This window comes from Rothia sp. HMSC066H02 (assembly GCF_001814995.1).
GTDB lineage: Bacteria > Actinomycetota > Actinomycetes > Actinomycetales > Micrococcaceae > Rothia > Rothia mucilaginosa.
Genome location: NZ_KV818688.1, coordinates 166,886 through 192,059 on the forward strand (window position 1 = coordinate 166,886; position 25,174 = coordinate 192,059).

The following is a 25,174-nucleotide window of genomic DNA, read 5'->3' on the forward strand; positions in this document are numbered from 1 at the left end:
CGCAAACCCGCGTGCTCAACACCAAACCGGAGCGAAAAACCGCCCCTCACTAGAACACTACAGCACGTCCAGGCCGTCACAACGAATCTGAACCGGCCGCTCCCCCACGTTCTTCTTCAACGCCGCAATCGTTGCACGCGTAGCACGCAACTCGCGGGTCACCTGCTGGGCAATGCCGTACGAAAAGAACATCAGGGTACGCCAATCGCCCTGAACCGGCGCCTCCTCAGAATCCTCCTCAAGAGACTCCGACCAGGCAAAATACCCCTGATCCAGAGGAACCGGACCCACAATACGCAACTGCTCACGCACCCGCTCCGGCAACGCAGAAGAGCCCAAGAACTCCTCCATGAAGGCGCGAACATCCGCCTCTGCACCGGTCACCGCAGCCGTACGAACCGCCGGAGGCAAACCCGTCTGGGCGCGCTCCTCCAGCTCCTCGCGTGCAAACCACGCCGGATCCCAACGCACCAGCGCCTGCTCCACCGGCGACGGCGACGCAGTCGTCACCACCGTGCCCTCAAGCGCCGCCGGACGAACCAACGCCGCCGCATTCAACCAGCGGCGCAGGGCAGCCTCCGGGGCACGCAAGGAATCAAAACGAAGCATCTTATCGGCATCCAACAGAAGCGCCGCCGCATAGCCGCCAAAAGCCACCGGCTCAGCACCCGGAGTCGCCACCACCAGCGCAGGCTCAGGACCAACCGACGCACGCACATGGTCACCCGCCGAAGAAATCACCGGAACATTCGGGAACGCACGACCCAGCTCCTCAGCCGTACGAGTCGCACCCGCCGCCGAATAACGCCAATGCGTAAAACCACACTCAGAACAACGCCACTGCTGCGCCAAATGACCGCACCACGAACACGACGGAACCGACGACCCCGAAGCCACCGACAACGGGCCGCTACACTCGCCACAACGCGCCGGCATGCGGCAACGCTCACACGAAAACGACGGAATATAACCACTACGCGCCACCTGCACCAACACAGGACCACGCGCCAACGCACGACGAGCATGCTCAAACGCCAAATGCGGAATACGCGCCATCGCCGCCAACGGGTCACGCGCCAACTCGAACTCCGACCCGGTCGAAAAAATACGCGGCGAAAAATCGCGCACCAGCGCACGCGGCGCACGCACATGAGACGCCCAGCGGGTACGCACCAGACGCGCCGCCTCACTACTCATGCTGAACCCGGCAAACAGCGCCGCAGTATTCTCAGCCGCAGCACGCAGAAGCAACACATCGCGGGCATGACAATACGGGGCGCGCTGCTCCAACAACGAGGAATCACCATCATCCCAGCACACCACCAAACCCAGGTTAGCCACCGGCGCATACGCGGCGGCACGGGTACCAATCACCACCGGAACCCGACCCAAACGCGCCTTCACAAAACCGTGATAGCGAGTATGCGGAGTCGAATCAGAACTCAAGCGCACAAACGAATCAGCGGGCAGAAGCTCGGCGAGCGCCGCCTCCAGAAGATCCAGATTCTTAGCGGTCGGAACCACCGCAATCGCGCCGCGACCGCTCGCAGCAGCGGTTGCGAGCGCGGTCGCCAAAACATCCGCCCACGTATGCTCCAAGTGGCCGGGAAGAACCGTCATCACGGCGCGGGTTGCGGCACCGGTGGCAACATCCTCAATGAACTCCGCACCGTTCTCGTAATCGGAGAAGACGGAGGCGGCATCCGGCGCGTCCGGGTTCAGCGCAGGCGGGTCCAGCACAAAGGGCGCGGGCGCGCCGGAGGTGGCAAGCCAAGCGTACGGGTCAGTTTCGCTGGAGGTAGCGGCATTGGAGGCGGTAGAAGGCTCAGATTCCGTGCTCTCGGGGAGGCTTTCCTGCGGCTTCTCCCTCGCGCCTGCGCTCACCGGGGCGCTCTCGGGAGCATCGGAAGTGCTTACCGGGGCAGAATCACCCAAATACGCCGATTCGTAACCCGGCAGAAGGGGCGCGTACTTCTTATCCAGCGCGGCAATGCGCGGCGGCACCGCCAGGCGTAGCACGTTCGCCACCGTGGAGGCGTAACGGTCGGCAAGCGCCTCGGCAAGCGCAAAAATTTCGGGCGCAACAGAGGGCACACGCGACAGTACCGACTTGAGCGGCAGAAGCGAGGTGCGCGTCCAATCGGTCGTGGCGGCGCGCTCCTCAATGTAGCCGGTCATCTCGTGGCCGTTGAACAGCACGCGCACGCGGGCGCCGGGCACCGCATCCTCACTCAGCTCGACGGGCACGCGGTAATCAAACGTGCGGTCCACCTGCGGTAGGGTGCTATCCACGCGCACACGCGCCACAGGGTTCGGCACGCCGCTCGCCTCCAACTCGGCGGCAACGTTCACCGGCTCCGGGGTAGCCGGAATCAGGGCATCACGAAGAGCAGGAAATCCCTGCAACAGGTCAAGCTGTTGCAGGGATTCCTGCTGAGCACCCAACGGTGCCGAAGAGTTCGATTCAGAACTGCTCTGAGTCACCCGAATCTGCGTGCTCCTCTACCCTGACAGATATTAGGAGGAGGACACTGCCGAACGCAGTGCATCCACGCGGTTCAGGCGCTCCCAGGTGAATTCCGGCTCGGTACGACCGAAGTGGCCGTGAGCTGCGGTCTTCTTGTAGATCGGGCGGCGCAGATCCAGTTCGTTAATGATTGCCAGCGGGCGCAGGTCGAAGACCTCACGCACAGCCTTCTCAATCTTGATCGGGTCGACCTTCTCGGTGCCGAAGGTTTCAACGTACAGACCGACCGGCGCTGCCTGGCCGATAGCGTACGCAACCTGAACCTCGGCGCGGTCGGCAAGACCGGCACCCACAATGTTCTTCGCAACCCAACGCATTGCGTACGCTGCGGAACGGTCCACCTTCGACGGGTCCTTACCGGAGAACGCGCCACCACCGTGACGAGCCGAACCGCCGTAGGTGTCCACAATGATCTTGCGGCCGGTCAGGCCTGCGTCACCCACGGGGCCACCCTGAACGAAGCGGCCAGCGGGGTTCACAATGAACTTAGCGTTGGAGGAATCCAGCTCGACGCTGCCCAGAACCGGTGCGATAACGTGCTTCTCAATATCTGCACGCAGGTCAGCCAGGTCGTAGCTTGCGGTGTGCTGGCTCGAAACAACGACGGTGTCCACAGAGACAGGCACGTTGTTCGAATCGTAGCCGAGGGTCACCTGAGTCTTGCCGTCGGGGCGTAGCTCGGTCAGCAGGCCGTCCTTACGGACCTTGGTCAGACGCTCAGAGAGGCGGTGCGCCAGCCAAATCGGAGCGGGCATCAGCACGTTCGTCTCGTTCGAAGCGTAACCGAACATGATGCCCTGGTCGCCCGCACCCTGGCGGTCGTACTCGTCAGCAGCAATGCCCTGACGAACCTCGAGGGACTCGTACACGCCAGCGTTAATGTCCGGGGACTGCTCACCAATGGACACGGACACGCCGCAGAACTCGCCGTCGAAGCCGCGGGTAGAGGAATCGTAGCCGATACCCAAAATGGTCTCGCGCACGATGGAGGGGATTTCGACGTAGCTGGAGGTGGTCACCTCACCAGCAACATGCACCTGACCGGTGGTTACCATGGTCTCCACAGCAACGTTCGCTGCGGGGTCCTGGGCGATGATGCCGTCAAGGATGGCGTCAGAAATCTGGTCACAAATCTTATCGGGGTGGCCTTCAGTCACCGACTCGCTGGTGAATAGGCGCAGATGGTTATTACTCACGGTTTCCACTCTACTGGTTGAGGGCGCGCGAAGATAGCGCGCTCGTAATGATGACGGTTTCCTTCAATTATGACACGTTTGTTAAGCGCCATTACGAGGCGGGGTGCTGCGTTCACACCCCGGGCGGGCCTTCACTCAGCGCCAGCAGGCACTTAGGCCAGCGCCAGCCAGAGGATTAGGTCAGCGCCGCTAGAATCTTCTGAGCCAACGCCGGACCAATACCCGGCACCGCCGTCAGCTCCTCAGCGCTCGCCTGCTTAATCTGAGCCACCGACCCGAAGTGCTTAATCAGCGCGGATCGCTTCACCTCGCCTAGACCGGGCACCTCATCCAGGGCGGAGGCGACCATCGCCTTACCGCGCTTAGAACGGTGGAAGGTGATAGCGAAACGGTGCGCCTCATCGCGGATGCGCTGCACCAGGTACAGCGCCTGCGAGGTGCGCGGCAGCACGACCGGGTAGTCGTCGTCCGGCAGCCACAGTTCCTCCAGGCGCTTAGCGATGCCGGCAACGTACACGTCCGTAATGCCCAGGTCGCTCAGCGCGGCGGATGCGGCAGCCACCTGAGGCGGGCCGCCGTCCACGAGCACAAGGTTCGGCGGGTAGGCGAACTTCGCAGGCTCGGGCGTGGAGGCGTCAATCTCACCGGAGTGCACGGGCGCAGCTTCGCGTTCTGCCTGCTGCGCCAGGTGCCTCTTGAAACGGCGCGTAATGACGTCGTACATGCTGGCGGTATCGTCACGCGCGGCGTCGCTGGTAATGCTGTAGGTGCGGTAGGCGTTCTTCGCGGGCATGCCGTCCTCAAAGACAACCATGGACGCAACCACGTTCGTGCCCTGCACATGCGAAATGTCGTAGCACTCGATGCGAAGCAGCGGGTCCGGCAGTTCGAGCGCTTCCTGCAACTCCACGAGGGAGGCGCTGCGGGTGGTCAAATCACCGGCGCGACGGCTCTTGTGCAGAGTCAGCGACTGGCGCGCATTCTCAGCGACCGTCTTCATGAGCTCTGCCTTGTCGCCGCGCTGCGGGACGCTAATCTCCACGGGACCGCCACGCACCTCCGCCAGCCAGGACGCCAGCTGCTCCTTATTCTCGGGCTCCACCGGCACGAGCACGGAACGCGGAATATCGTAGCTGTTCAGGCTCTTCTCGGCATCCTTCTGGGAGGCGAGGCTCGCCGCAATATCGCTGTACACCTGCGCGATCAGCTGCTCGATGAGCTGCGCGTCGGTGCTGTCGTTGACCTTCTCCACAATCCAGCCGCGCTGGCCACGGATCCTGCCGCCGCGCACGAAGAACACCTGAACGGATGCCTCCAGGTCGTCCTCAGCGTAGGCGAACAGGTCGGCATCCACGGTCGCGCCAAGCACCACGGCGTTACGCTCAAACGCCTTAGTCAACGCGGCAATATCGTCACGAAGAATCGCGGCACGCTCAAAGTCCATATCAGCTGCGGCGGCTTTCATTTCCGCGGTCAACTGGGCGATATGCTTCTCAGCGCCACCACCCATAAACCGGGTCAGCCCGCGCGCCAACTCGCGATGCTCCTCGGCGCTAATCTTGCCCACGCACGGCGCCGCACACTTATCGATATAACCAAGCAGACAGGGCCGGCCGCTATTCTTCGCGCGGTTAAACACACCGTTCGTGCAGGTGCGCACCGGGAACACGCGCAGCAGCGCATCCAGGGTTTCACGAATCGCCCACGCCTGCGAGTACGGACCAAAATAGCGTACGCCCTTACGGCGCTCGCCGCGGGTCACCATGGCGCGCGGGTACACGTCATTGACGGTAATCGCCAGGTACGGGTACGACTTATCGTCACGGAACGCAATGTTGAATCGCGGCGAAAACTCCTTAATCCAGGTGTATTCGAGCTGCAGCGACTCCATTTCGCTCGCCACCACGGTCCACTCCACGCTCGCCGCCGTATGCACCATCGCGTAAGTCTTCGGGCTCAGCGTCTGCGGGGACGCAAAATAGCTGTTGAGGCGGTTGCGCAGGTTCTTCGCCTTACCCACATAGATAACGCGGCCGTCGGCATCACGGAAACGGTAAACGCCCGGGTCGGTGGGGATTTCGCCGGGGGCGGGGCGGTAGCTGGAAGGCTCTGCCATGGGTACTTTCTCCTCGCTCTACTGGGCTTTCTGCTGGGGTGCCGGGGTCGGTGTGAGCCGCTGCTGGGCTGCCGGGGTCATCCCAGGCTCGCACATACGACAAACCGCGCATCCTACACCCATCTCCCCCAAAGCGAGGGGGTCGGTGCGTGAATGCGCGGTTTAAGTCTACGCGGTATAGGCGGGGCGTGCCCTAGCCTGCGTCACGTGCGGCTGAGGGCGAAACGTTGTACTCGTGCTTTCGTGCCTGACCGGACAACTGAGCAATCTCATTCATGATTGTGTCGGTGGTGACGCGGCGCTGCTTGCCGGTCATCGTCTCGCCAATCTTCTCAAAGTAGAGCGGCTTACCCACACGAATCGTGAAGCGGCGCGGGTAAATCATGTTCGAGCCGGGCTTCTGCAGGCGGTCGGTGCCAATCAGACCAACCGGAACCACGGGTGCGCCGGTCATGTGCGCCAGCCACGCCACACCAATCTTGCCGCGGTACAGGTAGCCGTCGCGGGAGCGGGTGCCCTCGGGGTAAATGCCGAAGACCTTACCCTCCTGCAGCTTCTCCAGGGCAATGTCGAGCGCCTTGAGCGATTCGGAACGGTCGGAGCGGTTCACGGGGATGATGTCCACGGCTTCAAAGAACGCCTTCATCATCCTGCCGCGCGGGCCGGGGGTGTTCACGTACTCAGCCTTGGCGAGGAACGCCACGCGGCGCGGCATCATGGCAGAAATAATGATGGAGTCCAGGAAGGACAGGTGGTTGGAGGCGACAATCACCGGGCCGTTGGCGGGGAAGTTTTCGAGTCCGGTCACGCGGGCGCGGAAGACGGTGCGCAGGATTCCGGTGATTGCTTTCTGGGTGGATTTGTAGAGAAGCACGTGAACTCTCCTGAGGTGCCGATAGATTGCGGGCTGTGGCGGCGGTCCGCCGTGGATGCGGGGTGAGTGACCCCTTCTGAATATACGCCGCCAAAGAGCACAAAATCTGTACTGCAATAACCTGTGCCGTAAAAAATTTGTACTGTGTTTAGTAGCGTCGGGTTTTATTATTCCACACCCGAGTGTAGGAACGTGAGGGGTGCCGCGCTCCCCTTCCACATGCTGGGATGCGCCTCCCGCCCAGGTTCCTGCGAGTGCCCCAATTGAGGGAGTCTGCGCGGCTTCCAGCCCGGCGCATCCTCCCCCGTTACAGGCGGGGAAGTGGCACGGAAGCTAAGGGTTCAACCTCAACGTAATATTTCAGGTTTTCCGCCTTATGATTACTGATTTCCCCGCCAAATAGCCGTGTCACATTATGACGCTACGTCAGCAAAGTTTCGTAAATGCGCATTTAATATGCAAAAATGAGAGCAGGGTGGGCTGTCGCACCTCCCTCAAGGACGATTCACCCTGAACATAGTGAGCCGCCCCTCCAGCGGATGTGCGTCGGGACCACTCCACCTACAAATTCCACGCACACTGGAGACATACACTATGGCTACAAAACCCGTCTCGCGTGCGCAGGCAGCAAAGATTGCCCGCCGCTCAGACACGGTCGGTGCCTATGCCGGAAAAGGCTGGGTACAGGCTGTTGCGTTTGTGATGCTCCTGGGCTTCACCATCATGGCAGTCCTTGCAATGCGCACCTACGCACTCTCCATGCCGCTCCCCGATAAAATCGTCGGCAACGACGGCAAAACTATCGCAACCCAAGAACAGATCCTGCACGGTCAGGAACTGTTCCAGGGACGCGGCCTGCAGCAGTACGGATCCGTCCTCGGCCACGGTGCCTACCTCGGCCCCGACTACACTGCAGAATACCTGCGCCTGACCACCGATGCTGCCGTCAAGGAGTACCGTGAACAGGGCAAGCAGGACCCCCGCGAACTCGTCAAGAACGAGTGGCGCAAGGAGAACAAGTACGACGAGCAGACTAAGACCATCACCTGGTCCGCTGGTGAGACCAAGGGCTACCAGCTCATGCTCAAGCACTACCGCGAAACCCTGATGAAGGGTGACACCTCGCAGGGCCTGTTCCCCAACGCCATTAAGAACGATGAAGAACTGCACGACATCGTCGCATTCTTCGGCTGGACCGCATGGGCATCGGCGGCAGACCGCCCCGACCAGCCCTACTCCTACACCAACAACTGGCCCTCCGAACCCAACGTGGACAACAAGCCCACCGCGGATCTGATGGTCTGGTCGGCACTCTCCCTGATTGCCCTCATCGGTGGTACCGGTCTGATGTTCGCTATCTACGGCCGCTGGTCCCGCGCTATCGGCTGGCACGCGGAAGAGGCACCCGTCCTCGACTTCCGTCAGCCCGACGAAGTTCGCCTGACCCCCTCGCAGAAGGCAGCCTGCCTGCTCTTCGCAACGATCCTGGTGCTGTTCCTGCTGCAGGCTCTGGTGGGTGCGCTCACCGAGCATTACCGTGAAGAACTCACCGGATTCTTCGGTATCGATATGGGCCAGTTGCTGCCCTACACGGTATCCCGAACCTGGCACCTTCAGCTCTCCCTCTTCTGGACTGCAGGCGCGTTCCTGGCGGGCGGTATCTTCATCGCCCCGCTGATTACCCGCCGCGAACCCAAGAAGCAGGGTCTGCTCACCTACGTTCTCATTGGCGCCGTGGTCTTCGTGGTCCTCGGCTCGCTGCTGAACGAATGGTTCTCTCAGAAGGGCCTCATCCCCAAGGAATTCACCGGCTTCTTCTCGCAGCAGTGGGAGTTCCTGGACCTGCCGCGATTCTTCCAGATCCTGCTCACCGCGGGTATGTTCATCTGGATCGTCATCGTCTGGCGTACCCTCTCCGCTCGCCTGAAGGGCTCGAAGAAGACCTCCCTGCCGTGGCTGTTCCTCTTCTCTGGCCTCGCCATCCCTATGTTCTACGCGGTCGGCCTGCTCGCAGGTCAGCGTACTCACGTGACCGTCGCCGAGTTCTGGCGATTCTGGGTGGTTCACCTCTGGGTGGAGGACTTCCTCGAACTGTTCACCACCGTCATGGTGGCGTACATCTTCGTGCTGCTCGGCGTGGTCCGCGAACGCATCGCGATCTCCATCATCATGATGGACGCCGTGCTCTACTCCGTCGGTGGTGTGATCGGTACTCTGCACCACACCTACTTCGTCGGTACCCCCTCCGAGCAGATGGCATTCGGTGCGTTCTTCTCGGCTGCTGAGGTTATCCCGCTGACCTTCCTGACCGTTGAGGCGTGGGGCTTCATGCAGCTGGGTGCTCGCCAGTACTCCAACCGCACCAAGCCTTTCCCGCACCGTTGGGCTGTTATGTTCCTGATTGCTGTGGGCTTCTGGAACTTCCTCGGCGCAGGTGTGTTCGGCTTCCTGATTAACCTGCCGATCGTGTCCTACTTCGAGATTGGTACCGCGCTGACCGCAAACCACGCACACGCATCCATGATGGGTGTGTACGGTATGCTCGCGATCGCATTCGCGGTGTTTGGTCTGCGCTACCTGCTCCCTGAGGACAAGTGGCCTGAGAAGGGTCTGAAGTTCTCCTTCTGGACCCTGAACATTGGTCTGCTGTGGATGTCCTTCATCTCGCTGCTGCCGCTGGGTATTGCTCAGCTGTACAAGTCCGTGGGTGAAGGCTACTACGAGGCTCGTTCCTTCGCGTTCATCCACGACGGTGCTTCCGCCGTGATGGGTTGGATGCGTATGCCCGGTGACGTGATCTTCCTGGTCGGCATTATCCCGCTGATTAAGCTGGCACTGCTGGGTATCAAGGAGATCTTCTCCAAGAACGCTAAGGAAACCGTCCTGGAGCTGCCCGAACCGCCGCTGTACGAGGTGGTTGAGGACGCTCGCATCGCAGAGTTCGCCGGCGCTAAGGCTGCCGAGGAGCTGCCCGAGCAGACCAGCCCCTACCGTAGCGATCGTCGAGGCTAACCATGCCTGAGCAGATTGCTGGAGTTTCTTTCCTCGTGTGGCTGGCCTGCGTGTACGCGCTCGGTCTGGTCGCCGTGGGTTGGGGCTTCGATATTCTCGCCAAGCGCACCAGCCAGCGCATGGTGGCGGCGCGAACCTTCGGGTTCACCTACCACCAGGAGAGCGACGCGTGGCTCTGCCCCGAAGACCAGTGGCTGTGGGCGACCGCATTCGACTCGGATAACCGAGTGATGCGTTACCGCGCCAAGCCCAGCGTGTGCAACACCTGCCCGATTAAGGACAGTTGCACCGTCTCGGCGAACGGCCGCGAGCTCACCCGCGAAGTGGATGAATGGCCCTACTCCGAGTCGGGTCGTTTCCACCGCGGTCTGGCGGTTGCTGTCTCGCTGCTGGGTGTGGTCATCCTGATTGGTGCCGCCATCGTCTGGCACTCCCCGCTGGAGCTTCTGGTGGAGGGTGCCGCCGCGGTGGTCTGCCTGTCGCTGACCTACCCGCTGGCTGTGAAGCTCATGCGTTCCCCCGCGAACTTCGAGAACGATCCGAAGCATATTCAAGCATCCACCGCCGACGAATCGGTGAACGTGAAGATGGACCGTTTCGCGGCGAAGTGGGGTGGCGTGTCGAATGAGCGTAAGCGCCGTACCGAGCAGACCCGCAAGCAGATGATTGCGGATGCAACCCTGCCGGTTCGTACCTCTGTCCTCGACCCGGACCGCCCCGCATGGAGCGGTACCGGCACCTCGGTTAAGCGACTGCACAAGACCACGAACGAGGTCCTGCAGGAGCAGAACCTGGCTGAGGTTGAGGCTGCTGAAAAGCTGGCAGAGCAGATGGCGAAGAAGTAGCGCTGCACAAGTTTTTCCGTTCCGGCGGCTGACCGGTCGATTGGTCCCGTCTGTTAGCTTCGGCGGCCACCCTGCATGGAATTCTCTTTTATTCCTCTTTTGAGTTTTCCATGCGGGGTGCCGCTAAAGCACCGACCGCCGCGATGTACGCCGGGACGGAAAATTCCCCTCCCTAAACTCCCCCACACAGCCCGGTTACCGGGCACCCCCTACTACCTGCACCGTACGAGGCGCGGGCAGGTGGGCACACATACCGTCCTCCCCCAATACTTGTGAAGGAAAACCATGGATCCCGTCACTTTGGCAACTATCCTCATCCCAGTTGCCGTCATTGTTCTTTTTATTCTGATTCGTATGTTCCGCGTCATCCCCGAATACGAGCGTGGCATCTCCTTCCGCTTCGGCCACCTGCGTTCGGAGCTGAAGCCCGGCCTGAACGTCGTCTTCCCCCTCGTCGACTCCCTGCAGCGCGTTGATATGCGTGTTATCACCCTGACCATTCCCCCGCAGGAAGTCATCACCAAGGACAACGTTCCCGCCCGCGTGAACGCCGTGGTCCTCTTCCGCGTGACCAACGCCAAGAACGCCGTGCTTGAGGTTGAGAACTACCCGATTGCCACCAGCCAGATCGCGCAGACCACCCTGCGTTCCCTGCTCGGCCGCGTTGACCTGGACACCCTGCTCGCACACCGCGAGGACCTGAACGAGGACCTGCGCTCCATCATCGGTTCCCGCACCGAGCCGTGGGGTATTCAGGTGGAGCTCGTCGAAATTAAGGACGTTGAGATTCCCGAAGCTATGCAGCGCGCCATGGCTCGCGAGGCTGAGGCTGAGCGTGAGCGCCGCGCAAAGATCATTTCGGCACGCGGTGAACTCGAGGCTTCGAGCGAGCTGAAGGAAGCATCCGACATTCTGAGCCAGTCCCCCGCCTCCCTGCAGCTGCGTTACCTGCAGACCCTGCTGGAGCTGGGTGCCGACCAGAACTCGACCGTGGTCTTCCCGCTGCCCATGGACGTCATTGGCCCCCTCGTGGGTGCACTCAAGGGCGAGAGCAAGTAGACTGTAGACCTTGCACCTTCTGAGGCACCTACGTGCCTATCACAAAAACCTCGAGTACCATAGGTGCTCGAGGTTTTTGCATGCCCGGATCTTTTTTCACCACCGAGGACCACGATGACTACCCGCTTTGCACTTTTTCTTTCCAGGATTCCAACTCCGCACCGCCACGGGCGGATTATGGCGCTTCTCTTAGCATCCCTGGGTGGAGCGGTAGATGTTTTCTCTCATATTCATTACAAAGCTTTGGTTGCCACTCAGACCGGTAATTTTATCCTTCTCATTGCTGATATGAGTCACAGTTCGCAGCACGCTATTCACCTGCGTTGGCTCTCAGTGATCTTCTTTAGCCTGGGGTACCTGGGCGGTCATCTTCTGCACGATCTTTTGGGGCAGAGGGCACACCTGAAACACTGGCGTATTTTTACTCTGGTGCCCTTCCTCCTCGTCTGTTTTGTGACTCCTCTGATTCACCGGGTGAGCGAGCACGGGGTCCAGGTGGGGGCGTTAGCGTTCACTATTGGTCTGCTCATTCATGCACTTGCAGACACCCGTATTGGTGAGAACCCGTTTTCCCTGTTTATGACCAGCGGAAATTGGCGCAAAATGTTAAGCGCATGGTACACGGCCGGCGCCCTCTATACCCGTGCTATAGCTAATGCTTGCAGCACCCGGAGGGAGCGTGTTGTTAGAAGGCGTGTTGAGGCTCGTCACCCGTCAGCGGATACCGCCCCCTCCCTGCCTGAGGACGAAGGACGCCACACCCGCAGGCGTGCTCTGATGACGGCTTTAGATTACTCCCTGGTGGTCGGGGGATTTGTCGCCGGTGTGATTGCGATGGCTCTCCTAGATCAGCTGGTAGGTAGTATCTCTCTGTGGTTTGCCGGGTGTTTGGCAGCTGGAGCTTTCTGGGTGGGGTTCCGGGCCGAGAAAAATGAAGATGCGGAGAACGAAGCTGAGGCTCAGAGCTCAGCTCAATAAATTCAGAACTAGGTTCTGCAGGTCAGAACTAAACCCGGCAACTCAAAGCTAGACCAGCTCCCCTTCCCTGACGCACTAGCCGCGGCGGCTGATTCGCAACGGTGAGACATATAGAAATATCCCGTGCAGATGAGAGTATCTGCACGGGATATTTCTATGCCGAACATTCTTCGCGAAAGCTAGAAGGAAGGTGTTTGGCCCGCCGCGGGGGTTGGATGAGGTGGTTGCGACGGGCCAAACTGGTCGGTTACACGCCGTAGAGGTGCGGGCGCGGCAGGTACATCAGCCAGTTGGGTGAGGGCCGGAATCCTACCGCTAACGGTTTTCACCGACGCCTTAAGCATAACCGGCACAACCCCCGAACCAGCGGTAGCTTGAGTGAAGCATCAATCACCCATCTCACGCCATGCCGGGACGGTATTCAGCCCAAAAATCGGTACCTAAAGCATCGGCACCTAAAGCACCTGCGAGCTGACTGCAGTGCAACCCCTCACGCAGCACCAGTCAGCTAGCGCAGAGCTAGTCTTCTAGCGCAGCGCCCGGCAAACTAACGCAATGCTCGGTGTGCCTGGTCAAAGAACTCACGCTCGTACACGCACGCCGACAGGTACGCCCGCGCCGCACGCACACGCTGAGCCGGTGAAGCCGCCTCAAACGCACGCTCCACCTCCGCGAGGCTACGCGCCACCTCCGCGGCGAACTCTTCGCCACCGTACATGCTCAACCACTCCGCGTACGGATGGTCCGCGTGGTTCTGCGAGGAGAGCACAGCGCCCACCTCTTCGTACAGCCAGTAGCAGGGCAGAACCGCCGCAGCACCGACCACGTAGTCATCACCGGCGGCGGAGGCACGCAGGAAATTCGTGTACCCCATCGTAATCGGTGAGGGCCCACCCAGACGCGCACGGTTCGCCAGCCAGCCCTCGTGCAGCTGCGATTCGGCGGCAATCGCCTCGTGCGCACCGGCGGCCCAGTGCACCTGCGCCTCAGCGATGTCAGCACGCGCCGAGAGAGTCGCGAGCGCACGCGAATAATCACGCAGGTAGAGGGCGTCCTGATCCAGGTAGAAGGAGAACAGGTCCTCGTCGAGGGTTCCGTCACCGAGGGCACGCACGAAGGGCAGGTCCAGGATCTGGTGCCAGGTTTCGCCACCGGCCGCCCAGAGGGCGGCGGTCCAGGGACCGGCGGGCTTTACGACGGCTTCACCGGCGGGCACGGGGCTGACCGGCAGCAGACGCTCCGGGCTGGTGCCGTCCAGAGTATTGCCCTCAGAGTCGGTGGTGGTGAGCAGGTGATGCCACGGGTACGCGGAGGCGGCAGCCTCCAGACGGCGGGCACGGGCGGCGTGGTCCACCGGGCCGTGGCCCTCACCGGAGCCGACCTGTAGCCCGGCACCTGCGGCAATGGATTCGTGGAGCCAGCGGGTGCTCCACTGCAGGGCGCAGTGGGTGTCTTCGCTGGTCAGAACGCTCTGCTCTGCGGTGTGTTCTGCGACTTCGGCGTGCTGGAGCAGCTCCACTCCCAGGCGGGTTGCCAGCGAAGAGGACAGGGAGCATCCGGTGCCGTGCGTATTACGGCTGTCCAGGCGCGGGGTGCGCACGTGCGCGCAGGTGCCGTCCGGGAAGACCGCGGTGTTACCGGCGTCCTGACCACACAGGTGGCCGCCCTTCACAATCACGGTAGTTCCGGTCGCCGCAGCAAGGTTCGCCGCCTGCTCGTGCGCCTCATCAAAAGTCTGAGCGGGCTCCCTCTGGCAAAGCACGGCGAGCTCCGGAATGTTCGGGGTAATCACATTCACGAGCGGCACGAGGTCGCGTAGCGCCTGCTCCGCTTCCGCCTGCAGTAGGCGGTCACCGCTGGATGCAATCATGACCGGGTCGAGCACGACCACGGGCACGGGATGCTCGCTCAGCCAGGTACGGACGGTGCGGATTGTTTCTGCGTCGCCGAGCATGCCGATTTTCACGGCGTCAACCGTGACGTCATCAAAAACGGCGGCAAGCTGCGCGGTCAAAAATTCCAGGGGCGGGGTGAATACTTCACGAACTCCGCACGTGTTTTGGGCGACCAGTGAGGTGGTCACGCACATGCCGTAACCGCCGGATGCGGCAATGGACTTGAGGTCCGCCTGGATGCCTGCACCGCCGGAGGGGTCGGTTCCCGCAATGGAGAGAACCCTCGGCACCCGAGCTGTCTGCGGTGCCTGAGCTGTCTGGGGTGCCCGGGGGTTTCCGGAGGCGCTCACGCCGGGTACAGGGTTGGAGGGGTTGGTGGGTGCGCACGCGGGCGCAGTAGGCTGCTCTGCCATCATCGATAATCCCTTCGCTAGTTCGAACTAGAGCAGGTTCAATGGGTGATTCTCTCAGCCTTGAGTGTTCTTACGCCGTTTCGTGCGCCCGCTGTGCCGTAGCCCTTCGTTGGGCGGTCAGTTGGGCGGTCAGTTGGGCGGGTTAGCGGGTCGCGGGCGTCTCAAGGCACCCCATATCGCTCTGCCAGGTTATCACAACGATTCTCAGTAGCTGAAAGTTTTGCGGGTGACAAGTGAATCTCTCCGAAATTTTCATTTGAGTCTTGCGTTGCGGCGAGGGCTCCCCGCCGCCGATTTCAGCGCACCCTTGTACGGAAACCAGCCGTTAAACACGTAGTGCCCGGCACCGCTTCACGCAGTGCCGGGCACTATCAGCCGGGCTTATCCTCCGGGCTTAGGTCAGGGCGAAAATCTCTGCCGGTGAGCCCTCCGCAATGATCCTACCCTCGTGCAGCAGGACTGCACGGTCAGCCAGAGAGGCGATACGCGCATCGTGCGAAATGATCAGCACCGCACGGTTCGCCAGCACGGCGCTCAGGGACTCGGTTGCGTCCGCGAGCTCCAGCTGGGTGGTGGACTCGTCCAGAATCACGGCGTGCGGGTCGGCAAGCACGATACGTGCCAGTGCCAGCTGCTGAATCTGGTCACGAGTCAGAGGCGAATCCGCGCCGCTCACGACAGTATCCATGCCCTGCGGCAGGGCGCGCCACCAGCGGGCACCGACAGCGTCCAGGGCCTCACCCATCTGCTCGACGGTCGCGTCCGACACGACCACCGTGAAGTTATCGGCGAGAGTGCCGAAGAAGACGTGCGCTTCCTGGGTGCAGACCAGCAGGCGCGGGCGACCATCGGCGGCGGCATCGGTCGGGAAGTCGCCGTGACCGACCGGGCGACCCATCACGGTGATGGTGCCTTCCAGGGCGGTCAGCGAACCACCAATCAGACGAGCCATAGTCGTTTTACCCGAACCGGAGCGGCCCACCAGGGCGAGCGCCTCACCGCGGCGAATCTTCAGGTTGATACCTTCAAGCACCAGGGCGTCCGGCGAGTAGCCATAGGAGACGTCGGTGCAGTCAATGGCGTACTCCGGGTTCTTCACGGCTTCATCAGACACGGCGGCGAACGCTTCGGCACGGTGCTGTGCACGCGCCTCACGCTGCTTCTTCGCCAAGGAGACCACACCGAACACGCGGCCCATGTTCACGAGCATGATGCGCAGGCTGCTGACGTGGTGGTTCAGCATGTCGGCGAGGGTTCGCAGACTGAAAACCATGACCGAGGCGGTCGCTACGGCACCCCAGCTTGCCCAGCCGAGAGCCACGCAGGCGGCACCCCAGAGCATACACAGAATCGTGGGGATCCAGGCGTTGATAGCGTCCACGGTGAAGTACAGCTGGCGGATGCGCACCATGCCCAGTTGCGCGGCGAACTGGCGCTTGTTCTCACCGGCGAAGGCATCTTCGCGGGCGGTATGAACGCCCAGCTCACGGATCGTGGAGGTGCCGCGAATGTTCTCGGTCAGCACGCTGTTGAGGTCGCTCACGCGCTCCTGGGCGGTCTGGTTGCGTGCCGCCATAAGCGGCAGCATCTTCGACATGATGAGGGCAAGACCGGCAATCATGGGCAGCATGATCAGACCCATTGCCGGGCTCACGAACGCCAGGGAGAGCGTGGAGATAATGAAGTACAGCACCACGTAAATCGCGCCGAGCAGGTCCTCGCTGACGGATTTTGCCGCCGAGGACAGGTCGTCGGTCACGCGGGTGAGCAGGTCACCGCTGCCAGCTTCTTCCACGGTGCGTGCATCCAGGTCGAGGGTGCCGTCGAGGGTGTCCTGGTTGGCGTCACGGGTGACGAGCGCACCCAGTCGCGCCGCACTGTACGAGGAGACCATGAGGGTTATCGCCTGCACGATGAACGCCGCCAGGATAATCAGAATCGGCTGCCACGGGTAGCTGGAGAACTTGCCCGCCACCACGTCGTCCACGGTGGCACCAATCTGCAGGGGCACCACCGCACCCATGAGGGTGCTGACCATGTAGATGACGAAGGTGTAGAGGGCTCGCCCCTTATGCGCTGCAAGGTAGTTCCACATGCGGCGTGCCACGTAGGCGGGGCTTTCGATGGGGAGCTGCTTTGCCATGCTAGTTCACCTCCTGATTCTGAGTGGTTTCGGGGGCTTCTGCCTGAGCGGCGGGGTAGCCGTCGCGTTCCATGCGGCGGGTCGTCTCCGCGGTTGTGGAGACAACGTAGACCTGCTCCAAATCCTGCAGCAGGCCGGGGTAGCCGACGGGCAGGCGGTCGCTACCAATCTGGGTTTCCATCGCATCGTAGATGTAGCGCTGGCTGGGTTCGTCCACGGAGTTCAGCGGCTCGGTCAGGATGAGCACCTGCGCGTCCTGTGCGAGTGCGCGGGCGAGCGCCAGACGCTGACGCTGACCACCGGAGAGGTTCGCGCCTTCGCTGGTGATGCGGGCGGCGAAGTAGTCTTCGGGGTTGCGTCCGCCCAGTCGGTAGGCGATTTCGCGGGAGTCGGTAATCTTCAGCAGCTCCTCATCCTTTGCCTGTGCCAGCTCCTCATCGGGGTTCGGCACGGTGCCCAGGCGCAGGTGCTCCTGCAGGGTTCCGGCGAAAATCATGGGGTTGGGTTCGCTCAGCAGCACGCGGCGGCCGGAGGCGTCCTTGAGGTCCTCTCCCCCGCGTCGCAGGGTGCGGGCGAGCGCCTCGGCGTAGTCTTGCGCGGTGAGGTTGTAGTCGCGCGGGTTGACGTACACGATGCGCGGGTTGCTTGCACCGGCGGGGGCGACGGGTACGGGCACCTCGAGGGTGCTCGCCTCGACTGCCTGTTCGGCGCGTGCCAGCTGCGCCATTTCTTCGTCGGTGCGCGGGCTCTTCAGCACGCCCTGGCGTACACCCGCGTGACCTTCGAGGCGGGCGACCTTGGCGAGCGCAATCTTGGCGTATCGCCATGCGGTGAGGAAGTTCTGGGTAATCCAGATGGGGCCGCCCATCATCGCGATAATGGAGGCGACGGTCACCAGGGACGCGGCGGGCGTGTCGGATACCCAGCGGCCGTTTTCGACGTGGCCGGTGAGGGCGAAGCCGATGCCGAGCAGGGTCACGGCACCGCCGAGCAGCACGCGGATGAGGTACATCCAGCGGTGCGTCTTTTCGTAGCGCATGTAGCTGTCGAAAACTTCGTCGGTACCGCGGTGGTAGCGTTCACGCATCTGTTCTTCGGCGCCGAGGCCGGCGATGGTGCGCAGGCCGGTAGCGATATCGGAGGCGCGTGAGGAGGCTTCACCGTCCTTTTCGCGGTATTCGCCAATCTTCGATTCGAGGAAGGTCGAGTACCAGGCGATCACGCCGACCACGATGAGCGTGCCGATGAGGGTGACAATCGCTGTGACGGGGTTGATCAGCCAGAGCTGCACGGCACCGAGGGTCGCGATGATCATGGCGTTGACGAATAGCGGCAGTGAGAAGTAGACGTCCGTAATGCGGCGTACGTCTTTGTTCATGACGGTGACCGCTTCGCCGGAGTCTACGCCAGCGCGGGTGCGCCCCATGAGCCGGTTGATGTAGATGCGCCAGTCGCGGCCAAGTTCCGCGCTGAGGGTCATGGAGGTGCCCCAGCCGAAGAACTCGTTGATCACGATGAAGGTGATGGCTGCGACGACCACCCAGAACATGGGCCAGGCGTCGGGGGCTTTGCCGGCGATGTGCTGGTTGATGAATTGACCCACCATGACGGGGATAAGAATCGCACCGGTACCCGCGGTGGTTTCACCCAGGACGGGGATTGCCCAGCGGTGCCAGGGGTATTTGTATCCGGGTGCGGTGACGCGCAGGGCGAGGCGCTTTTTGAGGGCTTCCTCCTCTGCCTTGCGCTGTTCGCTACCGGTTACTTCCTGTACAACTTTTTTCTGCGCAGTTTTCTTCTGAGCGGCTTTTTCCTGCGTGGTTTTGTTATGCATGGATTCTTCATGCGTAGCTTCTTCACGCGCGGCGTTTTCTTGTGCCTTGTCAGCGTTGTATTCAGTCATTCAACGTCTCTCCTTTCTCTTACCCTATTCCTTTATCAATGTGGCACGCAACACTATTTGCGCAATAGATGGGCGTGTCGTCATTTATGCAACGTATTTTGGGGCGTGCATCAGCCGCTCAATATGCACCGGCGTCAATCGGCGGATTCTGCATCTGCGCGGCAATCTAAGCGGCATGGAGGCCTACGTTTTCGACCTCCTGAGCACCAGGTTTTTGCACCACTGCACCTAAAGCTCTTTGTTCCACACTACACGAATTTTGGGAATTCCCGCATTAGCGCGGCGCCGCGCCCCGTGAACACCCTGTAATCACCCCGCGAGCGCCCGTGAACACCTCACGAAGGCCCTGCGTACCCGCGTGTTCCCTCGTAACGATAACGCCCCCGCGCCCGCCCTATTCCCGATAGACTGGAATCCTCATGAGTATTTTGAATTTTCTTTCTCCCTCGCTGGGCGAGAACCCCGGCGACTACAATCGACGCGATTTCAAGAGCAACCCCCTCACCGCCGAAGAAATCTATGAGGCATTCACCGAGTGGATTTCGACCCGCGGCATGACCCTGTACCCCGCCCAGGACGAGGCCGTTCTGAGCATTGCCGCCGGACATAACGTGGTGCTGGCAACCCCGACCGGTTCGGGTAAGTCCACTGTGGCTGTTGCCGCGCATTTTACGGGCCTGGCGACCGGTCAGCGCTCCTACTACACCGCCCCCATTAAGGCGCTGGTGTCTGAGAAATTCTTCGACCTGATCAATATTTTTGGTGCCGAGAACGTGGGCATGATTACCGGCGACTCCGCCATTAATACGGAGGCACCGATTATCTGCTGCACCGCAGAAATTCTCGCCAATATTGCCCTGCGCGAGGGTAAGGATGCGGACCTGTGCCAGGTCATCATGGACGAGTTCCACTTCTACTCCGATCCGCAGCGCGGTTGGGCGTGGCAGCTTCCCCTGCTGGAGCTTCCGCAGGCGCAGTTCCTGCTGATGAGCGCGACCCTGGGCGATACGACTCGCTTCCAGGAGGAGATGACGGCGCTGACCGGTCGTGAGAGTGACCTGGTGGCCCATTCTGAGCGTCCCATTCCGCTGCATTTCTACTACTCCACCACCCCAGTTCAGGAGACGGTGCAGGAGCTCGTGCAGACCAAGCAGACTCCGGTCTACATTGTGCACTTCTCGCAGAAGGCGGCGCTGGAGCAGGCGAACGCGCTGCTGTCGGTGGCTATTGCCTCGAAGGAAGATAAGGAACGCATCGCGGAGCTGATTGCTAAGTTCCGTTTCGGTCCGGGCTTCGGTAAGGCGCTGAATAAGCTGGTGCGTGCCGGTATCGGTATTCACCACGCGGGCATGCTGCCCAAGTACCGCCGCCTGGTCGAGCAGCTGGCTCAGGAGGGTCTGCTCAAGGTGATTTGCGGTACCGACACCCTGGGTGTGGGTATTAACGTGCCGATTCGTACCGTGCTGATTACGGCGCTGTCGAAGTTTGATGGTGCCCGTAGCCGCCGTCTGCGTGCCCGCGAGTTCCACCAGATTGCTGGACGCGCAGGCCGCGCTGGTTTTGATACCGCCGGCACCGTGGTGGTTCAGGCACCCGAGCACGATATTGAGAACGCGCGCCTGCTGGCTAAAGCTCAGGCGAAGTTCGGCGACGACACCAAGCGCATTAACCAGTCGCTGTCCTCCAAGCGTAAGAAGGCGCCGGAAGGGTTCGTTGGCTGGTCCGAGAAGACCTTCGACCAGCTGGTAGAAGCCGCCCCGGAGCCGCTAACCTCCTCCTTCGACATCACCCACTCGATGCTGCTGAACCTGATGCACCGCCCGGAGAACCCGGTCATTGCCGCGTACCGCATCATTCAGGAGAACCATGAGAGCCCCGCGCGCCGCCGCGAGCTGCTGCGCAAGGCAATCGGCATCTACAAGGAGCTACTGACCGGCGGCGTGATTGAGCGAACCAACACCCCGGACGAGCACGGCTCCTACCTGCGCCTGACCGAGGATCTGCAGGATAACTTTGCCCTGAACCAGCCGCTGTCCGCTTTTGCGGTCGCCGCGCTGGAGCTTCTTGACCCCGAATCCCCCAGCTACGCCCTGGATGCGCTCTCCCTCATTGAGGCGACCCTAGATTCGCCGAACCAGGTGCTGTACGCGCAGGAACGCAAGGCTAAGAATGAGCTGTCGGCACAGTTGAAGGCGGACGGTGTGGACTACACCGAACGCATGAACGAGCTGGACAAGGTCACCTACCCGCAGCCCCTGGCGGAGCTCATCGATCAGGCGTACACAACCTACAAGCAGTCCGCGCCGTGGGTGGCTCGTTTTGAGCCGCGTCCCAAGTCGATCGTGCGTGACATGTACGAACGCGCGATGGGCTTCAACGACTTCGTGCAGTACTACTCGCTCGAACGTGCCGAGGGCGTTCTTCTGCGCTACCTCTCTGACGCATACAAGGCGCTGCGCCACACCATCCCCGATTCTGCCGTGACCGACGAGCTCGACGACATCATCGAGTGGCTCGGCGAGCTGGTACGCCAGACCGACTCCTCCCTGGTGGACGAATGGGAGAAGCTGGCTGCCGGCGAAGACACCGCGACCATTGCGGCCGAGCACGCCTCCATCGAGGAGGAAGAGCCTCCCGCCGTGACGCAGAACCTGCGTGCCTTCCGCGTGATGGTGCGCAACGCCCTCTTCCGCCGTGTGGAGCTCTTCGCTGACGAGCGTGACCGCGCCCTGGGCGCCCTGGACGAGTGGTGCGGCTGGGATGCCGACCGCTGGGCGGACGCCATGGACGACTACTTCGACACCTACGACGACATCTACACGGACGCCGATGCGCGCTCGCCTCGCCTGGTCAGCATGGATGAGGACACCGCCGCTCACCCGGGCGTGTGGAAGGTTCAGCAGAGCTTCGCCGACCCCGAAGATAACTTTGACTTCGGTATTCGTGCCGAGGTTGATCTGGCGGCATCTGATGAGGCGGGTTACCCGGTGCTGAAGATTCTGAGCGTAGGCGAGTTCTAAGACTCCGCCCGAGGCTCTGCCACGATGTTGCCCATAGTGGGCTAGAATACAGAGTATCTATCTATTTGAATGAAAGAAGGTTCACCGTTGACCGTTTCTTCGCTTCCCAAGGTTGAGTACCGCAAGGGTTCGGTCGTCAAGCACGACGGCTACGAGATTACCGACCACTGGTTCCAGGTTCCCCTGACCCACGGTCTGATTTTCTCCAAGGGCAAGGATGCCGCTCTCTCCTCCCGTTTCGCGGACCAGACCATCACCGTGTTCGCCCGCGAGGTTGTGAACACCAACGAGACTCTGACCGTTTCGGCTGATAAGCGTCCTTACATTGTGTACCTGCAGGGCGGCCCCGGTTTCGGTTCGCCGAAGACCGGCTCCATTGGCGGCTGGATCGCTGAGCTGGCGAAGACTCACCGTGTGGTTCTTCTGGATCAGCGCGGTACCGGCATGTCTTCCCCGCTGTCTGCCCGCAACATCACCGCTGTGGGTGACGCGCAGGTTCAGGCTGAGTACACTGAGCTGTTCCGTGCGGACTCCATCATCGCTGACGCGGAGGCTGTCCGTGAGGTGCTGCTGACTGACCGTGCCGACAAGCGCTGGTCCACCATTGGTCAGTCCTTCGGTGGCTTCCTGACCCTGTCCTACCTGTCGTTCGCACCGCAGTCGCTGCGTGACTGCCGCATCACCGCGGGCCTGGCGCCGATTCGCACCTCCGTGGACAACGTCTACCAGCACACCTTCGACCGCATGAAGGAACGTGTTGAGGAGTACTACAGCTGGTTCCCCGAGGACGCCGAGCTGGCGACCCGCATTGCTGAGCACCTGCGCACCCACAAGGAGTACCTGCCCACCGGTGAACGTCTGACCGATCACCGCTTCCAGATGGCTGGTCACTTCCTGGGTGGCCGCTGGCGCGAGCGCGGTCTGCACTACTTCCTGGAGACCGCTTTCGCTGAGGGTAACGACCACCTGTCCGATCAGTTCCTGACCGCTATGGGTGCCGAGGTGACCTTCCAGGCGAACCCGCTGTACGCCCTGATGCACGAGACCATTTACGCTGACGGCCCCGCTGACGGCGTTCTGCCCGGCATCCCCGGCTACGAGCTGTCCCCCTCCCCCGCGCCGACCAACTGGTCTGCTGCTCGCGTGGCGGCTTCCCGCCCCGAGTTCGCACCGGATGCGGACCGTCTGCTCTTCACCGGCGAGCACATCTTCCCCTGGTACTACGAGGAGGATCCCTCGCTGCGTCCGCTGGCTGAGGTTGCAAACCTGCTGGCTGAGAAGAAGGACTGGGGTCGCCTGTACGACCACGCACAGCTGCACAAGAACGAGGTTCCCGTGGTGGCTGCGGCGTACAACCCGGACGTGTACGTGGACTTTGAGCACTCCATGGAGACCGCTCGCTGGGTCGGCAACACTCAGGTGTGGACCTCGAAGACCCACCACCACGACGGTTTTGGTTCTGACTCGCTGACCATTCTGGGTCATCTGAAGAACATGCTGGCTGAGGTTCACAACCAGTAATTCTTCTGAAATATCTCTGATATAGCTAAAGCCCCTCACCCCGGTTGATCCGGTGTGAGGGGCTTTAGTGTTGGCGCCAGCCTGGTGAGGCCGCACGCTCAGTAGCTCAAACTACTTCGAGGAGGAAGCGTGCGCATCCTGTGCGGTGCGGGCACGCATCACGAGGGCATGGTATTCGTCTTCCTTCTCGATCAGCTCGTCACGCAGCTTGGCGGGAATGGCGTTGAGCTTCTCGGTTTCCTGCTGCCAGCGGGCGGTGATGTCCGCACGCTCGGCGGCGGGTGCATCCTCGGGCAGTGCCAGGTACTTCTCGGAGAGCGCCTGAACGCGCTGAATGGTCTGCAGTGCGCGGCCCTTGGGGCTGAGCAGCGAGGCAAGCACGGTAATGATCAGGACGCCCACGATAACCATCAGTGACATTTCGGTGCTGATTTCGACCACGTGCACGGGCTCGCCGTGGTTGATGAACGGCAGGTTGTTCTCGTGCATTGCGTGCAGGATGAGCTTCACACCAATGAACGCGAGGATGGTCGCCAGGCCGTAGGAGAGGTAGACGAGGCGGTCCAGCAGGCCGTCAATGAGGAAGTACAGCTGGCGCAGACCCATGAGGGAGAACGCGGTCGCGGTGAACACAATGTAGACGGACTGGGTGAGGCCGAAGATTGCGGGGATCGAGTCGAGTGCGAAGAGCAGGTCGGAACCGGCGATAGCGACCATGACGAGCATCATGGGGGTCATGACGCGCTTGCCGTTTTCGATGGTGAAGAGCTTGTCGCCGTCGAAGTGGTCGCTGGTCTTCAGGTACTTCTTGGCGAGGCGGACCATGATGTTGTCGGCTTCGTCGTCGCCGTCGCCTTCGGTGATTTCGTCCTTGAGCAGGTTACCTGCGGTCATGAGCAGGACCAGGCCGAAGATGTAGAACACCCAGGCGAAGGAGTTAATGATCGCAGCGCCGGCGAAGATGAAAGTACCGCGCGCCAGGATCGCGAAGACGATACCGAAGAGCAGGACCTTCTGCTGATTCTCACGGGCAACACGGAAGGTGCCCATAATGATCATGAAGACGAAGAGGTTATCGACCGAGAGAGCTTCTTCGGTGATGTAGCCTGCATAGAATTCGGTGGCGGCGGAGGGGCCGTTCACCACGAAAATGTACAGACCGAACAGCAGCGCGATGCCGATGTAAATACTCGACCAGATGGCTGCTTCCTTGACGGTGGGTTCGTGCGCCTTACGGACGTGGAACACGAAGTCGAAGGCCAACAGACCCGCGATGATGAGAATAGTAACCAACCATTGCAACCCGGTAACTTCCATGGGGAGCCTTTCTTGTGGTGTGCGTACAGGACCACAAGTCTCTCCCGCCGGCCTGAATGGAGGTCGGCTCGACTCCCCGGTTAGGCGCCTTCGGCTAACGTGCTGACGATGAGTCGATTGGTGGGATACTCCCTTGCTCGGTGAACGATTATACAGCAGGTTGAGGTTTTCGCACAGGAGCCCCTCCCGGGGGGGGGGTTTTTCAAGAGCGAGGCACGCCGAAGTGTAAAAAGGCACAGCGCAAAAAAGGCGCGGTGTAGAACGTGGTGTATTGCAAATCAGCACGCACAGATCAACACCGCGCAGTAAGCCCACATAAAGGTAGCCCTCCCCGTGAACTATTACGGGGAGGGCT

At 61.4% G+C, this 25,174-nt stretch carries 14 protein-coding genes and 1 riboswitch; of the genes, 6 read left to right on the forward strand and 8 right to left on the reverse strand.

Translation table 11 applies throughout. The features are described from left to right. Nucleotides 1-57: 57 nt before the first annotated feature. The 4 genes from HMPREF2999_RS07990 to HMPREF2999_RS08005 form a co-directional block, all read right to left on the reverse strand. The gene (locus HMPREF2999_RS07990) at nucleotides 58-2,484 is read right to left on the reverse strand and encodes a primosomal protein N' family DNA-binding protein (protein WP_070676272.1); all 2,427 of its coding nucleotides are present in this window, start codon (nucleotides 2,482-2,484) and stop codon (nucleotides 58-60) included. Between the two features lie 33 nt (nucleotides 2,485-2,517). Further along, nucleotides 2,518-3,723, reverse strand: a complete 1,206-nt coding sequence (gene metK, locus HMPREF2999_RS07995; RefSeq protein ID WP_005506182.1) for a methionine adenosyltransferase — start codon at nucleotides 3,721-3,723, stop codon at nucleotides 2,518-2,520. A 175-nt stretch (nucleotides 3,724-3,898) separates the two neighbouring features. Then, on the reverse strand, nucleotides 3,899-5,839 hold the full coding sequence (gene uvrC / locus HMPREF2999_RS08000) for an excinuclease ABC subunit UvrC (protein ID WP_070676268.1): 1,941 nt from the start codon (nucleotides 5,837-5,839) through the stop codon (nucleotides 3,899-3,901). A 193-nt stretch (nucleotides 5,840-6,032) separates the two neighbouring features. After that, on the reverse strand, nucleotides 6,033-6,713 hold the full coding sequence (locus HMPREF2999_RS08005) for a lysophospholipid acyltransferase family protein (RefSeq protein WP_070676265.1): 681 nt from the start codon (nucleotides 6,711-6,713) through the stop codon (nucleotides 6,033-6,035). Between the two features lie 594 nt (nucleotides 6,714-7,307). On the opposite strand from HMPREF2999_RS08005, the gene HMPREF2999_RS08010 reads away from it, so the two are divergent. The 4 genes from HMPREF2999_RS08010 (at nucleotide 7,308) to HMPREF2999_RS08025 (ending at nucleotide 12,607) form a co-directional block, all read left to right on the forward strand. Continuing rightward, nucleotides 7,308-9,725, forward strand: coding sequence for a nitric-oxide reductase large subunit (locus HMPREF2999_RS08010; RefSeq protein WP_070676263.1), 2,418 nt, complete (start codon nucleotides 7,308-7,310; stop codon nucleotides 9,723-9,725). A gap of 2 nt (nucleotides 9,726-9,727) precedes the next feature. Beyond that, entirely contained in the window at nucleotides 9,728-10,570 is an 843-nt protein-coding gene (locus HMPREF2999_RS08015; RefSeq protein WP_070676261.1) for a transposase, read from the forward strand. A gap of 285 nt (nucleotides 10,571-10,855) precedes the next feature. Next, complete coding sequence (locus HMPREF2999_RS08020) at nucleotides 10,856-11,629, forward strand: slipin family protein (protein ID WP_005506196.1); 774 nt, start codon at nucleotides 10,856-10,858, stop codon at nucleotides 11,627-11,629. 114 nt (nucleotides 11,630-11,743) lie between these two features. Then, complete coding sequence (locus HMPREF2999_RS08025; RefSeq protein ID WP_070676260.1) at nucleotides 11,744-12,607, forward strand: YoaK family protein; 864 nt, start codon at nucleotides 11,744-11,746, stop codon at nucleotides 12,605-12,607. 547 nt (nucleotides 12,608-13,154) lie between these two features. On the opposite strand, the gene HMPREF2999_RS08030 is transcribed toward HMPREF2999_RS08025, so the two are convergent. The 3 genes from HMPREF2999_RS08030 to HMPREF2999_RS08040 form a co-directional block, all read right to left on the reverse strand. Continuing rightward, nucleotides 13,155-14,918, reverse strand: a complete 1,764-nt coding sequence (locus tag HMPREF2999_RS08030; protein WP_083315094.1) for a bifunctional hydroxymethylpyrimidine kinase/phosphomethylpyrimidine kinase — start codon at nucleotides 14,916-14,918, stop codon at nucleotides 13,155-13,157. Then, nucleotides 14,907-15,099: riboswitch (TPP riboswitch) on the reverse strand. (Overlaps the previous gene by 12 nt.) 210 nt (nucleotides 15,100-15,309) lie before the next feature. Beyond that, on the reverse strand, nucleotides 15,310-17,058 hold the full coding sequence (locus tag HMPREF2999_RS08035; RefSeq protein ID WP_070676259.1) for an ABC transporter ATP-binding protein: 1,749 nt from the start codon (nucleotides 17,056-17,058) through the stop codon (nucleotides 15,310-15,312). Nucleotide 17,059: 1 nt separating this feature from the next. Then, the gene (locus tag HMPREF2999_RS08040; RefSeq protein WP_070676258.1) at nucleotides 17,060-18,961 is read right to left on the reverse strand and encodes an ABC transporter transmembrane domain-containing protein; all 1,902 of its coding nucleotides are present in this window, start codon (nucleotides 18,959-18,961) and stop codon (nucleotides 17,060-17,062) included. 419 nt (nucleotides 18,962-19,380) lie between these two features. Here HMPREF2999_RS08040 and HMPREF2999_RS08045 point away from each other — a divergent pair, with 419 nt between their 5' ends. After that, nucleotides 19,381-21,981 (forward strand): DEAD/DEAH box helicase, encoded by a 2,601-nt coding sequence (locus tag HMPREF2999_RS08045; RefSeq protein ID WP_070676257.1) that lies wholly within the window; start codon nucleotides 19,381-19,383, stop codon nucleotides 21,979-21,981. A gap of 69 nt (nucleotides 21,982-22,050) precedes the next feature. Then, nucleotides 22,051-23,502 carry an alpha/beta fold hydrolase gene (locus HMPREF2999_RS08050; RefSeq protein WP_070676256.1) on the forward strand — a complete coding sequence of 484 codons (1,452 nt, stop codon included), beginning with the start codon at nucleotides 22,051-22,053 and terminating at the stop codon, nucleotides 23,500-23,502. Nucleotides 23,503-23,613: 111 nt separating this feature from the next. Here the strand turns inward: HMPREF2999_RS08050 and HMPREF2999_RS08055 are convergent, their stop codons facing one another. Continuing rightward, nucleotides 23,614-24,819, reverse strand: coding sequence for a TerC family protein (locus HMPREF2999_RS08055; RefSeq protein ID WP_070676255.1), 1,206 nt, complete (start codon nucleotides 24,817-24,819; stop codon nucleotides 23,614-23,616). Between the last annotated feature and the right edge of the window lie 355 nt (nucleotides 24,820-25,174).

Coding starts and splice junctions, on each gene's coding strand:
- HMPREF2999_RS08020 (WP_005506196.1), top strand. CDS start 10,856: ATGGATCCCGTCACTTTGGCAACTATCCTCATCCCAGTTGCCGTCATT.
- HMPREF2999_RS08040 (WP_070676258.1), bottom strand. CDS start 18,961: ATGACTGAATACAACGCTGACAAGGCACAAGAAAACGCCGCGCGTGAA.
- HMPREF2999_RS08045 (WP_070676257.1), top strand. CDS start 19,381: ATGAGTATTTTGAATTTTCTTTCTCCCTCGCTGGGCGAGAACCCCGGC.
- HMPREF2999_RS08010 (WP_070676263.1), top strand. CDS start 7,308: ATGGCTACAAAACCCGTCTCGCGTGCGCAGGCAGCAAAGATTGCCCGC.
- HMPREF2999_RS08030 (WP_083315094.1), bottom strand. CDS start 14,918: ATGATGGCAGAGCAGCCTACTGCGCCCGCGTGCGCACCCACCAACCCC.
- uvrC (WP_070676268.1), bottom strand. CDS start 5,839: ATGGCAGAGCCTTCCAGCTACCGCCCCGCCCCCGGCGAAATCCCCACC.
- HMPREF2999_RS08015 (WP_070676261.1), top strand. CDS start 9,728: ATGCCTGAGCAGATTGCTGGAGTTTCTTTCCTCGTGTGGCTGGCCTGC.
- HMPREF2999_RS08055 (WP_070676255.1), bottom strand. CDS start 24,819: ATGGAAGTTACCGGGTTGCAATGGTTGGTTACTATTCTCATCATCGCG.
- HMPREF2999_RS08035 (WP_070676259.1), bottom strand. CDS start 17,058: ATGGCAAAGCAGCTCCCCATCGAAAGCCCCGCCTACGTGGCACGCCGC.
- HMPREF2999_RS08050 (WP_070676256.1), top strand. CDS start 22,051: ATGAAAGAAGGTTCACCGTTGACCGTTTCTTCGCTTCCCAAGGTTGAG.
- HMPREF2999_RS08025 (WP_070676260.1), top strand. CDS start 11,744: ATGACTACCCGCTTTGCACTTTTTCTTTCCAGGATTCCAACTCCGCAC.